Origin of the sequence: Rhodococcus sp. Leaf225 (assembly GCF_001426145.1) — a bacterium.
GTDB lineage: Bacteria > Actinomycetota > Actinomycetes > Mycobacteriales > Mycobacteriaceae > Rhodococcoides.
This window is the reverse complement of record NZ_LMRN01000012.1, coordinates 254,416-267,074: the sequence shown is the minus strand read 5'-3', so window position 1 is coordinate 267,074 and position 12,659 is coordinate 254,416. Positions and strand designations below refer to the sequence as shown.

12 protein-coding genes are annotated in these 12,659 nt (G+C 70.4%); 11 read left to right on the top strand and 1 reads right to left on the bottom strand.

Going from position 1 to position 12,659, the window contains the following annotated elements:
• The first annotated feature begins 40 nt into the window (after positions 1 to 40).
• From ASG69_RS10930 to ASG69_RS10900, 7 genes are all read left to right on the top strand, one after another.
• Positions 41 to 766 (top strand): SGNH/GDSL hydrolase family protein, encoded by a 726-nt coding sequence (locus ASG69_RS10930; protein WP_162246764.1) that lies wholly within the window; start codon positions 41 to 43, stop codon positions 764 to 766.
• A 30-nt stretch (positions 767 to 796) separates the two neighbouring features.
• Positions 797 to 1,465 carry a ribulose-phosphate 3-epimerase gene (rpe, locus tag ASG69_RS10925; protein WP_056444707.1) on the top strand — a complete coding sequence of 223 codons (669 nt, stop codon included), beginning with the start codon at positions 797 to 799 and terminating at the stop codon, positions 1,463 to 1,465.
• Between the two features lie 29 nt (positions 1,466 to 1,494).
• Positions 1,495 to 2,493 (top strand): bifunctional diaminohydroxyphosphoribosylaminopyrimidine deaminase/5-amino-6-(5-phosphoribosylamino)uracil reductase RibD, encoded by a 999-nt coding sequence (gene ribD, locus ASG69_RS10920; RefSeq protein ID WP_056445205.1) that lies wholly within the window; start codon positions 1,495 to 1,497, stop codon positions 2,491 to 2,493.
• Between the two features lie 47 nt (positions 2,494 to 2,540).
• Entirely contained in the window at positions 2,541 to 3,143 is a 603-nt protein-coding gene (locus ASG69_RS10915) for a riboflavin synthase (RefSeq protein WP_027505271.1), read from the top strand.
• A gap of 86 nt (positions 3,144 to 3,229) precedes the next feature.
• Entirely contained in the window at positions 3,230 to 4,501 is a 1,272-nt protein-coding gene (locus tag ASG69_RS10910; protein ID WP_051613220.1) for a bifunctional 3,4-dihydroxy-2-butanone-4-phosphate synthase/GTP cyclohydrolase II, read from the top strand.
• A complete protein-coding gene (gene ribH, locus ASG69_RS10905; RefSeq protein ID WP_027505272.1) occupies positions 4,501 to 4,986 on the top strand; it encodes a 6,7-dimethyl-8-ribityllumazine synthase in 486 nt (161 codons plus the stop codon). Before ASG69_RS10910 ends, ribH begins: the two co-directional genes overlap by 1 nt.
• Complete coding sequence (locus tag ASG69_RS10900) at positions 4,983 to 5,441, top strand: PH domain-containing protein (RefSeq protein ID WP_056444705.1); 459 nt, start codon at positions 4,983 to 4,985, stop codon at positions 5,439 to 5,441. The genes ribH and ASG69_RS10900 overlap by 4 nt, the downstream gene beginning before the upstream one ends.
• Before the next feature lie 6 nt (positions 5,442 to 5,447).
• Here ASG69_RS10900 and ASG69_RS10895 read toward each other — a convergent pair whose 3' ends face one another.
• Positions 5,448 to 7,406, bottom strand: coding sequence for a gamma-glutamyltransferase family protein (locus ASG69_RS10895; protein ID WP_056444702.1), 1,959 nt, complete (start codon positions 7,404 to 7,406; stop codon positions 5,448 to 5,450).
• Positions 7,407 to 7,489: 83 nt separating this feature from the next.
• Between ASG69_RS10895 and uvrC the strand changes: the two genes are divergently transcribed.
• The 4 genes from uvrC to whiA are packed head-to-tail and all read left to right on the top strand — an operon-like array spanning position 7,490 to position 12,619.
• Positions 7,490 to 9,703 carry an excinuclease ABC subunit UvrC gene (gene uvrC / locus ASG69_RS10890; RefSeq protein ID WP_056444699.1) on the top strand — a complete coding sequence of 738 codons (2,214 nt, stop codon included), beginning with the start codon at positions 7,490 to 7,492 and terminating at the stop codon, positions 9,701 to 9,703.
• Positions 9,700 to 10,617 carry an RNase adapter RapZ gene (rapZ, locus tag ASG69_RS10885; RefSeq protein ID WP_056444697.1) on the top strand — a complete coding sequence of 306 codons (918 nt, stop codon included), beginning with the start codon at positions 9,700 to 9,702 and terminating at the stop codon, positions 10,615 to 10,617. Before uvrC ends, rapZ begins: the two co-directional genes overlap by 4 nt.
• Positions 10,614 to 11,645, top strand: a complete 1,032-nt coding sequence (locus ASG69_RS10880) for a gluconeogenesis factor YvcK family protein (protein ID WP_051613223.1) — start codon at positions 10,614 to 10,616, stop codon at positions 11,643 to 11,645. The genes rapZ and ASG69_RS10880 overlap by 4 nt, the downstream gene beginning before the upstream one ends.
• Positions 11,642 to 12,619, top strand: a complete 978-nt coding sequence (gene whiA, locus ASG69_RS10875; protein WP_197027771.1) for a DNA-binding protein WhiA — start codon at positions 11,642 to 11,644, stop codon at positions 12,617 to 12,619. Before ASG69_RS10880 ends, whiA begins: the two co-directional genes overlap by 4 nt.
• Positions 12,620 to 12,659: the final 40 nt, after the last annotated feature.

Sequence of the window (12,659 nt, the reverse complement as noted above, 5' to 3'; positions counted from 1 at the left end):
TCGTTACCGGTCGGCAACGACTCGCGGGTACAACAGGAACGTGACTCCGCGACTCCTTCGACACCGCACGGCCGGGGCAGCGGTGGCCGCCCTCGCCTCGGTCGCGGTGCTGGGTGGCTGCTCGCTGTCCCCGTCGGTGACGGCAGGGACGGCCTCGGCGCGGACCGCCGACGCGGAGCGGGTGGTCGCGGCAGAGTCGGAGTGGAGCGCGGTCCGTGTGTCGGTGATCGGCGACTCGTTCTCCGCCGGCTCCATGAACGACGTGGTCTGGCCGGACGTCCTGGCGGAGGAACACGGATTCGAGGTGACCAACGCGAGCCTGGGCGGCGCCGGCTACGAGGCGGGCGACGACTATCTCGGCACCTTCGCGGACCAGGTCGCCTATGCCACCGAGGAGAACCCGACGGTCATCCTCGTGGTCGGCAGCGAGAACGACGTCGACGCTGATCCGGCGGACGTGCTCGCCGACGCCACCGACCTGTACGCGTCGCTGCGCGAGCGCTCACCCGAGGCCCGCATCGTCGTCATCGGACCGATCTGGAGCGGGGAGCCGGTGAGCGAGGAGATGTGGGACGTGGACGCCGCGGTCTCCGCCGCCGCGGTGTCGGCCGGGCTGGACTACGTCGACGCGCTGCCGCAGGAGTGGCTGGCCGACCCGCTGATCATCCAGGACGACGGTGATCACCCGACCGACGAGGGTCAGTACCTCCTCGCCGGCCACATAGACGACGCTCTGATGCAGGTGGATCCGGACCTACTAGGCTGATCGCCCGTGGCCCCGACTCCGCAGCACCCGATGATCGCACCGTCCATCCTGTCCGCCGATTTCGCGCGGCTCGCCGACGAGGCCGCGGCCGTCGCGGGCAGCGACTGGCTGCACGTCGACGTGATGGACGCGCACTTCGTCCCGAATCTCACCCTGGGTCTGCCCGTGGTGGAGAGCCTGCTGAAGGCGACCGACATCCCGCTCGACTGCCACCTCATGATCGAGGACCCGGCCCGGTGGGCGCCGCCCTACGCCGAGGCCGGCGCGTACAACGTGACGTTCCACGCCGAGGCCACCGACGATCCGCGCGCCGTCGCCCGCGACATCCGGGCGGCGGGCGCTAAGGCCGGGCTGTCGGTCAAGCCCGGTACCCCGATCGAGCCGTACCTGGAGGTCCTGAAGGACTTCGACACGCTGTTGATCATGAGCGTCGAACCGGGATTCGGCGGCCAGAGCTTCATGCCGGAGGTGCTGGACAAGGCTCGCGCCGTCCGCCGGCTGGTCGATTCGGGTGAACTGACGCTGGTGATCGAGATCGACGGCGGCATCAACGCCGACACCGTGGAGCAGGCCGCTGCCGCGGGCATCGACTGCTTCGTCGCGGGCTCGGCGGTGTACTCGACCAGTGACCCCGCGGGTGCCGTGCGTTCGCTGCGTGAGTCCGCCGCGAGCGCGTCGCCCCACCTGTCCGGCCGGTGACCGGGAGCCTCGACCCGATCGATGCCGCGATGCGGCGGGCGATCGAGGCATCGGTCGCGGCGCGCGGTGTCAGCACTCCCAATCCTCCCGTCGGCGCCGTCGTCCTGGACCGGGACGGGCTGGTGGTCGGAGTCGGCGCCACCGCGGCACCGGGCGGCCCCCACGCGGAGATCGCCGCGCTAGCGCAGGCGGGCGAGCGAGCGCGCGGCGGCACCGCCGTGGTGACGCTGGAGCCGTGCGACCACACGGGACGCACGGGTCCGTGCTCGCAGGCGCTGCTGCGCGCGGGTGTCGTCCGCGTCGTGCACGCGCTCGGCGATCCGAACCCGCTGGCGGCAGGCGGCGCGGAGACTCTGCGCGGTGCCGGCGTCGAGGTACGGTCCGGCGTTCTCGCCGATCTCGCCGAGGCCGGGCCGATGCGTGCCTGGCTGCATCGGCAGCGCACCGGGCGCCCGATGCTCACGTGGAAGTACGCCGCCACGCTCGACGGCCGCACCGCGGCGCCGGACGGCACCAGCCGCTGGATCACGGGGGAGACCGCTCGCGCACACGTCCACGCCGAGCGCGCGCGGATCGATGCGGTGGTGGTCGGTACCGGGACCGTGCTCGCCGACGATCCGGTGCTGACGGCGCGACTGCCCGACGGGTCGCTCGCTGCGCACCAGCCGGTGCGCGTGGTCGTCGGGCTGCGCGACATCCCTGCCGGGTCTCGGATCCTCGACGACTCCGCCCCCACCCGCGTCGTGCGCACCCGCGACCCGTTCGCGGTGATGGAGGCCCTCGCTGATCTGACCGACGTGGTGCTGGAGGGCGGATCGACCCTCACCGGAGCGTTCCTGTCGGCGGGCCTGGTCGACCGCGTCACGGCGTACCTCGCCCCTGTCGCGCTTGGCGAGGGTCCGACCGCCGTGCGGGGGACGGGTGTCGGAACAATTGCCGATGCGATGAGGTTTCGACGAGAGTCGGTGGAGACGCTGGGCGACGATCTGCTCGTCCGACTCGCTCCGCTACGGTCGTCCGACCACTGAGCCGAACAGAGATCACTGCACCAGCTGGTGCCGAGAGGATGACGAGCATGTTCACCGGAATCGTCGAGGAACTGGGCAGTGTCACCGCCAAGGAGGATCTGGCGGACGCGGCTCGCTTCACCGTGCGTGGCCCGCTGGTCACTTCCGATGCGTCGCACGGGGACTCGATCGCCGTGAACGGTGTGTGCCTCACCGTCGTCGAGGTCGCGGACGGCGCGTTCACGGCCGACGTGATGCAGGAGACACTGAACCGTTCGTCACTGCAGTCCCTGGCCGTGGGGTCACCGGTCAACCTCGAGCGTGCCGCCTCGCTCGCGTCGCGGCTCGGTGGGCATCTCGTCCAGGGCCACGTCGACGGGACCGGGGTGGTGCTCTCGCGCACCCCGTCGGACAACTGGACCGTGGTACGCATCTCGCTGCCCCGTGACATCGCGCGATACGTCGTGCACAAGGGGTCCATCACGGTCGACGGGGTGTCGCTGACGGTGTCCGCACTGGGCGGCGAGAAGGACGATCAGTACTTCGAGATCTCTCTGATTCCTACCACCCTGTCGCTCACCACACTGGGCGAGGCGGAGGCGGGAACGCAGGTCAACCTCGAGGTCGACGTGATCGCCAAGTACGTCGAGCGGTTGCAGAAGGTCGACTGAACATCGGCCCCCGCAGCGGGGGTCGTAGTCTTGAGAACACAGGATCTGCCCGACACTGCGGGCAGCAGACGTGGGGAGCGCACGGCGTGACCAGGTTCGACACCATCGAGCGCGCTGTCGCCGACATCGCCGCCGGCAAGGCCGTCGTCGTCGTCGACGACGAGGACCGCGAGAACGAGGGCGATCTCATCTTCGCCGCAGAGAAGGCCACACCCGAGCTGGTGGCCTTCATGGTGCGGTACACCTCGGGATACCTCTGCGTTCCGCTGTCGGGCGAGGACTGCGATCGCCTCGGACTGCCTCCCATGTACTCCACGAACCAGGACAAGCACGGCACCGCGTACACCGTGACCGTCGACGCTCGCGTCGGTATCGGTACGGGCATCTCGGCATCGGACCGCGCGGCAACCATGCGTCTGCTCGCGGACCCCGACACCGGTGCGAACGACTTCACCCGTCCCGGTCACGTCGTCCCGTTGCGGGCGAAGGAAGGCGGCGTGCTGCGCCGCCCCGGCCACACCGAGGCCGCGGTCGACCTCGCCCGGATGGCGGATCTGCGCCCGGCCGGCGTCATCTGCGAGATCGTGTCGCAGAAGGACGAGGGCGAGATGGCCCGCACGGACGAGCTCCGTGTCTTCGCCGACGACCACGACCTCGCGCTCATCTCCATCGCCGACCTGATCGCGTGGCGACGCAAGCACGAGAAGCACGTGGTGCGCATCGCCGAGGCGCGCATCCCGACGGCGCACGGCGAGTTCCGTGCGGTGGGCTACCAGAGCGTCTACGAGGACGTCGAACACGTGGCGCTGGTGCGCGGCGACATCGCCGGGCCCGACGGCGACGGCAGCGACGTACTGGTCCGCGTCCACTCCGAGTGTCTGACCGGGGACGTGTTCGGCTCGCTGCGCTGCGACTGCGGTCCGCAGCTGGACGCGGCGCTCGACATGGTGGCGCAGGAGGGTCGCGGAGTCGTGCTCTACATGCGCGGTCACGAGGGCCGTGGCATCGGCCTACTGCACAAGTTGCAGGCTTACCAGCTGCAGGACGCCGGCACCGACACCGTCGACGCCAACCTCGCGCTCGGCCTGCCCGCCGACGCGCGGGACTACGGCATCGGAGCGCAGATCCTCGTCGACCTGGGCATCTCGTCGATGCGTCTGCTGACCAACAACCCGGCGAAGCGGGTCGGCCTCGACGGCTACGGCCTGCACATCACCGAGCGGGTGCCGATGCCGCTGCGTGCCAACGCCGAGAACCTCACCTACCTGCGTACCAAGCGTGACCGGATGGGCCACGACCTCGTCGGACTGGACGATTTCGAGACGCCGGTGGTCACCCCCGATGCGGGCGGCCTCTGATGAGCGGCGAGGGCGAACCGGTCCTGCAGCTCTCGGGCGCCGAGGACCTCGAGGTCGCGATCGTCGCGGGCCAGTGGCACGAGAAGGTCAGCACGGCACTCGTGGACGGCGCACTCCGCAAGGCCGACGAGGTGGGACTGCGGAACGTGACTCTCGTGCGTGTCGCCGGAGCCATCGAGATCCCCGTGGTCGCACAGCAGCTCGCCCGCACCCACGACGCGGTGGTCGCTCTGGGCGTCGTGATCCGGGGCGGGACGCCGCACTTCGAGTACGTGTGCGACGCCGTGACCGCCGGGCTCACCCGAGTGTCGCTGGACGAGTCCACCCCGGTCACCAACGGAGTACTCACCGTGAACGACGAGCAGCAGGCTCTCGATCGCGCAGGTCTTCCCGGGTCCAAGGAGGACAAGGGTGCGCAGGCCGTCGCGGCGGCCGTCGACACGGCGCTGACGCTGAAGGGCCTGCGTCACGGGAGTCCGTCGTGACCGACGCACCGACTCAGCAGTGGGAACTCGAGGCGCGGCCGCGCAAGAGCGCGAAGTACGCCGTCGGTGTCGCCGCTCTCCTCGTCATCGTGCACACCACCTTGGGGATTCTGCTGCGGACCGGCAACACCGGCGTGTTCTTCCAGCGCGTGGACCAGTTCGCCATGATCGCCATCGGGTGTGGCATGGCGGCGGGCGTGCTGTTGCTGACCCGTCCGCGGATCAAGGTCGGTGCGCAGGGCGTGCTGGTGCGCAACCTCGTCACCGAGAAACTGATTCCCTGGGACCTCGTGCGCGGCTTGTCCTTCTCGCCCGGATCGAGCTGGGCTCGCGTGGAACTGCCGGACGACGAGTACGTGCCGGTCATGGCGATCCAGTCCAACGATCGCGAGTACGCGGTGCACGCCGCGCGTACGTTCCGCTCTCTCGAGCAGAAGTACGCCGCAGCGAGCTGACCGAGGTCACTCGATCTCGTCTCCCATGACGACACCCTCGCGCCGGGGATCGGCACCGCCGATCCAGCCGTCGGCCGTCCGGACCAGGGCGCTCGAGCCGCTGGACTGATCGGCCACCGACACCTGGTGGCCCATCGCCCGCAGAGCCGACACCAGCGGATCCGCGGCACCGTCGTTCTGCGCGTCGATGTTCGGATGCTCGCCGCCCACGTTCGTCGTCGGCGCGTTGGCCGCACCCACGTTGACGGCGGACACGGCCTGCTGCGGATCGAGACCCCAGTCGAGCATGCCGACGAGGTTCTTCACGACGAACTGGATGATGACCGAACCGCCGGGTGATCCGGTCACCAGCCGCACGTCACCCCGCGCACCGTCGTCCCCGCGGTCGAACACGATCGTCGGCGCCATGGAACTGCGGGGACGCTTGCCGGGCTCCACGCGGTTGGCCACGGGTACCCCGTCGGGCCCCTCGGGTGCGGCCGAGAAGTCGGTCAGCTGGTTGTTGAGGAGGAAGCCGTTCGTCATGTGGAAGGAGCCGAACGCCGACTCCACCGTGGTGGTCATCGACGCGACGTTCCCCGCGCTGTCCACGATGCTGAGGTGACTGGTCCCTGCCTCCGGTCCGGCGTAGCTGCTCAGGGGTATCGGACCGAAGTCGCCCGGCTGAGCCGTGCCCATGCTGCGGGCGGGATCGATCATGCGGGCGCGCTGCTCGAGGTAGTCCGGATCGAGCAACTCGGCGGGGCTGCCACCGGGCAGGGGGATGTAGTCGGGATCGGCGACGTACTTGTCGCGGTCGGCGTACGCGAGGCGCTCCGCCTCGGCGATGAGATGGACGCCCTCCGCGTCGGGGACTCCACCGTCGGCATCGGGGGAGGCGGGTGCGTACTGCCCCATGTCGAAGTGGGACAGGATGCCCATCGTGGACGCGACCGCGATACCGCCCGACGACGGGCCCGGCATGCCGCACACGTCCGTGTCGCGGTACGGCACGCACACCGCGTCCCGCTCCTTCGCCTCGTATCCGGCGAGGTCGTCGAGTGTCAGCCGGCCGGGGGTGCGCCCGCCCGTCGTGTCCGCCGTCGCGTCGACGATGGACTGCGCCAGCGCACCGGTGTAGAACGCGTCGGCCCCCTCGGTGGCGAGCGCGCCGAGCGTCTTGGCCATCGCGGGGTTCGTCAGCGTCGTCCCCGCCGCCTTCGGGCTGCCGTCCGGCTCGAGGAAGTAGTCACGCGAGGCGGGGTCCAAAGCGAGTTTCGGCGCCGAGTCCTCGATGGACGACGCCATCCGCGGACTGATCTCGAAGCCGTCGTCGGACAGCGCGATGGCCGGATCGAACAGTGACCGCCACTCCTTGCTCCCGTGATCGCGGTGGACGTCGTCCAGCATGCGCACGACGCCGGGAACGCCGATCGCGCGGCCGCTCGATCGGGCATCGGGCTTCGGCACGGACAGATCGGCGGGCGCACCGGGGGCAGCCGTGTCGTCCACGAAGCGCAGGTAATTCGCAGTGGCAGAGGCGGGGGCTGTCTCACGGCCGTCGTAGGCACGCAGAGTCCTCGACTCGGCGTCGTAGTAGAGGAGGAAGGCGCCGCCGCCGATACCGGAGCTCTGCGGCTCGACCAGTCCGAGCACCGTCTGCGCCGCGACCAGCGCGTCGGCCGCGGTCCCGCCGTCGCGCAGCACCTCGCACGCCGCCTCCGTCGACACCGGGTTGGCGGTCGACACCGCGTACGTGGCGGTGCGCACCGCGGTCATTCCGGTGCGGTAGCCGGTGGCGACCTCCGGCGCACCGTCCGGTCCCGTGCCCGCGTCCGCAGTGACGGGGGTGCCGCCTCCGCCCGCGACGCACGAGGGGGCCGAGCCGGAAGCGTCGTCACCGCTGCCCGAGGAGCAGGACACGGCGGTGAGGGCGACGACGGCCGCGAGGGCGAGAGGTCGAGTCAGTGATCGGCGGGAAGTCACCGATCCATGACACCGCGTCCTCGCGTGGTTCGCAGCCCGAACGGCGGATTTCGACTGTCGGTCACGACGACTACCGTGGAGGTGTGTCCGACCCCGCTACGTACCGCCCGGCCACCGGAACCATTCCGGTCGAGCCAGGGGTCTACAAATTTCGTGATCCGCACGGCCGCGTCATCTACGTCGGCAAGGCGAAGAGCCTGCGCAGCCGTCTCAATTCCTACTTCGCCGACATCGCCGGCCTGCATCCGCGCACTCGTCAGATGGTCACCACGGCTGCCAGCGTCGAATGGACCGTCGTCACCACCGAGGTGGAGGCGCTCCAGCTCGAGTACAACTGGATCAAGGAGTTCGATCCTCGATTCAACGTCCGGTACCGGGACGACAAGAGCTACCCGATGCTCGCGGTCACGCTCAACGAGGAGTACCCGCGGTTGTTCGTCTACCGCGGGCCTCGGCGCAAGGGTGTGCGCTACTTCGGCCCGTACGCGCACGCGTGGGCGATTCGCGAGACGTTGGACCTGCTGTTGCGGGTGTTCCCGGCGCGGACGTGCTCCGCTGGAGTGTTCAAGCGGCACAACCAGATCGGTCGGCCCTGTCTGCTCGGGTACATCGACAAGTGCTCGGCGCCGTGCGTCGGACGCGTGTCGGCGGCCGAACACCGTGCGACCGTCGAGAACTTCTGCGACTTCCTGTCCGGCAAGACCGACAAGCTCGTCCGCGAGCTCGAGAACCGGATGCAGAAGGCGTCGGAGGACCTGGACTTCGAGACGGCGGCCCGGCTGCGCGACGATGTGGGGGCTCTGCGGCGCGCGCTCGAGAAGCAGGCCGTGGTGCTCGGCGACGGCACCGACGCGGACCTCGTCGCCTTCGCGAGCGACGACCTCGAAGCGGCGGTCCAGGTGTTCCACGTCCGCGGCGGTCGCGTGCGCGGCCAGCGCGGGTGGGTCGTGGAGAAGGCAGGCGAGGTGATCGACGCCGCGGTCGCGGCCGAGGCGACGTCCGCCGGGGCCGACGACCGTACCGAGGCGCAGGACGCTCCGGTGGACGCGGAGGCGGCGTCCGATCTGCCGGCTCTCGTCGAGCAGTTCCTCACCCAGTTCTACGGCGAGCAGGCCTCGCTGTCGTCGTCCACCGAGGACGCCGCTGCCAACGCCGTACCCCGCGAGGTGCTCGTTCCGATGCTGCCGCCGAACGCCGACGAGGTGCAGGCGTGGCTCAGTTCGCTGCGCGGGTCCGCGGTGCAGCTGCGGGTGCCTCGTCGCGGCGACAAGAAGGAGCTCGCCAAGACGGTGTATCGCAACGCCGTCGAAGCGCTCCAGCAGCACAAGATGAAGCGTGCGGGCGACTTCACGTCGCGCTCCGCAGCGTTGCAGGGCATCCAGGAAGCGCTCGACCTCGACAGTGCACCGTTGCGCATCGAGTGCATCGACATCTCGCACGTCCAGGGCACCGACGTGGTCGCGTCGCTGGTGGTGTTCGAGGACGGGTTGCCGCGCAAGAGCGACTACCGCCACTACTCCATCAAGGAGGCTGCGGGAGACGGTCACTCGGACGACGTCGCGAGCATCGCCGAGGTCACACGGCGACGGTTCCTGCGTCACGGCAAGGACTCCGGCGGCGATCTGGCTCCCGAGGCCTCCCTCGACCCGCAGACGGGTCGGCCCCGCCGCTTCGCCTATCCGCCGAACCTCTTCGTCGTCGACGGCGGCGCACCGCAGGTGGCCGCGGCGGCCGAGGTGCTCGACGAGCTGGGTGTCATCGACGTCGCGGTGGTGGGTCTCGCGAAACGGCTCGAGGAGGTGTGGGTGCCGGGTGAGAGCGACCCCGTGATCCTGCCGCGCACCAGCGAGTCGCTGTACCTCCTCCAGCGGGTTCGCGACGAGGCGCACCGCTTCGCCATCACGTTCCACCGCAGCAAGCGGTCCAAGCGCATGACGGCGTCCGCGCTGGACTCGGTGCGCGGGCTCGGTGAGGCGCGTCGCACGGCGTTGGTGACGCACTTCGGCTCGGTGGCCAAGCTCAAGCAGGCCGAGGTGTCCGAGATCGTGAAGGTGCCGGGTATCGGCGAGACGACGGCACGCGCCGTCCTCGAGGCACTGGGAGTTCCACAGGACCAGGACGCGTCGGCTGCCGCGGCCGCGTCGGAACCGACCGCGGTCCCCGACAACGAAGCGGACAGCGCCCCGGTACGACATGATGAACGCACCGACGGCAGCGACCGTGACGAGCTGCCGGCACCGTCCGGTGAGCCGCTGTCGGTGGCCGCGCATCGAGGAACAGGACACCGGGACGAGTGAACGTGCAGCGAGAGCAGGTGGGTGACCCCGTTCGACCGCACTCCGACATCGACGTCGCTCTGGTCACAGGGCTGTCCGGTGCCGGGCTCGGCACGGCGGCGAAGGTCCTCGAGGACCTGGGCTGGTACGTCGCCGACAACATGCCGCCCGAGCTGATCACTCGCATGATCGAGATCGGTCGCACCTCGGACCCCGGCATCGAGCGGCTCGCCCTGGTGGTCGACGTGCGCAGCCGATTGTTCAACGGCGACGTCGGCACCCTGCTCGCCGACCTGTCAGCGGACGGGGTGCGCCCGCGCGTGCTGTTCCTGGACGCGTCCGACGACGTGCTGATCCGGCGATTCGAATCGGTGCGCCGCAGCCACCCGCTGCAGAACTACGGTGTGGACGGCACGCTCACGGAAGGCATCTCGGACGAGCGGGCCCGGTTGGCCACCGTCAAGGAGGCCGCGGACATCGTCATCGACACGAGCTCGCTCTCCGTGCACGGTCTGCGCGATCGTGTCGCCGCGGCGTTCGGCGACGACGTGGTGGGCACCGTGGCCGTCACCGTCGAGTCCTTCGGCTTCAAGTACGGGGTACCGCTCGACGCGGACGTGCTGTGTGACATGCGTTTCCTCCCGAACCCGCACTGGATCCCCGAGCTGCGCCCGCTCACCGGCAAGGACGCCGGCGTGCGGGACTACGTGCTGGGGCAGCCGGACGCGGAGGAGTACCTCGAGCTGTATCACCGCCTGCTGACGATGACGCTCGCCGGCTACCGGCGCGAGGGCAAGCGGTACATGACCGTCGCCGTCGGCTGCACCGGCGGCAAGCATCGCAGCGTCGCCATGACCGAGGCGCTCGCCGAACGGCTGCGTGCCGATGCCGACACCAGTGTCCGCGTCGTGCACCGCGACCTGGGTCGAGAGTGAGCGCGGACGGCGGACGCGGCGACGACGACGCTCCGCACATCGTCGCGCTCGGCGGCGGACACGGCCTCTACGCGACCCTGTCCGCCGTACGGTCGCTCTCCACGCGGGTGACGGCGGTGGTCACCGTGGCCGACGACGGCGGGTCGTCCGGCCGATTACGTGCCGAGCTCGGCATGATTCCGCCCGGCGATCTGCGCATGGCGCTCGCAGCGTTGGCCGCAGACTCTCCGCAGGGCAGGCTCTGGGCCGACATCCTGCAGCACCGCTTCGGCGGCAGCGGCGCGCTCGCCGGGCACTCGGTGGGCAATCTTCTGCTCGCCGGACTGTCCGAGGTGCTCGGTGACCCGGTGGCCGCACTCGACGAGGCCGCGCGGTTGCTCGGTGTCGACGGCCGGGTGCTGCCGATGTCGCCCATCGCCCTGGACATCGAGGCGGACGTGTCGGGACTCGAGTCCGACCCGCGCGTGAGCCGCGTCATCCGTGGGCAGGTCGCCGTCGCCACCACTCCCGGCAAGGTGCGGCGCGTCCGACTGCGCCCGTCGGATCCGCCGGCCACCGAGCAGGCCGTCACCGCTGTGGGCGCCGCCGATCTGGTCGTCCTCGGACCCGGGTCCTGGTTCTCCAGCGTGTTGCCGCACGTCCTCGTGCCCGAGCTCGCCTCGGCGCTGCGCGCCACCGAGGCCCGCAAGGTGCTGGTGCTCAATCTCGGGCCGGAGCCGGGGGAGACCACGGGATTCTCGGCGGAGCGTCATCTCCACGTACTGTCCCAACACGCGCCGGGTTTTCGGGTGCATCACGTGGTGGTCGACTCGACGTCGGTGCCGCCGGGGTCCGAGCGTGATCACCTCGCGCGGGCCGCCGCGGTGTTCGGCGCCGACGTGATCCACGCCGACGTCGCGGGGGCGACACCACACGCACACGACCCGAGCAAGCTCGCGGCCGTGTTCGCCGCTGTTCTCGAGGGCGCCGACCGGGCCGACCTCGACAGCAGCACCGACAGCAGGAAGGGATCGACGTCGTGGCCATGACAGCCGATGTCAAGGACGAACTGAGCCGCCTCACCATCACGGCGGTCAGCTGCCGCAAGGCGGAGGTCGCTGCGTTGCTGCGCTTCGCCGGGGGGCTGCACATCGTGGCCGGTCGCGTCGTCGTCGAGGCGGAGGTGGACCAGCTGTCCATCGCCCGGCGGCTCAAGCGCGAGGTGTTCGATCTGTTCGGCTACAACGCGGACGTGCACTCCATCGGCGCGGGCGGGTTGCGCAAGTCGACCCGCTACATCGTCCGGGTGGCCAAGGACGGCGAGGCCCTGGCGCGCCAGACCGGGCTCCTCGACATGCGTGGTCGGCCGGTGCGCGGACTCCCCGCCCAGGTGGTGGGCGGCACCGTCGCCGATTCCGAGGCGGCGTGGCGCGGTGCGTTCCTCGCGCACGGCTCGCTCACCGAACCCGGTAGGTCGTCCGCGCTCGAGGTCAGCTGCCCCGGACCCGAGGCAGCACTCGCGCTGGTCGGCGCCGCCCGCCGGCTCGGTGTGGCGGCCAAGGCGCGAGAGGTGCGCGGCGCCGATCGCGTGGTCGTACGCGACGGCGAGGCCATCGGTGTCCTCCTCACGAGGATGGGCGCCCAGGACACTCGACTGACGTGGGAGGAGCGCCGGATGCGCCGCGAGGTGCGGGCCACGGCGAACCGTCTCGCGAACTTCGACGACGCCAACCTGCGACGCTCCGCGCGGGCGGCCGTCGCGGCCGCGGCGCGGGTCGAGAGGGCGCTCGCGATTCTCGGCGAGGACGTCCCGGACCATCTCGCCGCGGCGGGTCACCTGCGCGTGCAGCACCGGCAGGCGTCGCTCGAGGAGCTCGGGCAGCTCGCCGATCCGCCCATGACGAAGGACGCGGTGGCGGGCCGGATCCGCCGACTGCTGTCCATGGCCGACCGCAAGGCGAAGGACTCGGGCATCCCGGACACGGAGTCGGCCGTCACGGCCGACCTGCTCGACGAGGCATGAGCGCGGGTGCCTGACCGAGAACTGCACCACCCCGAACCAT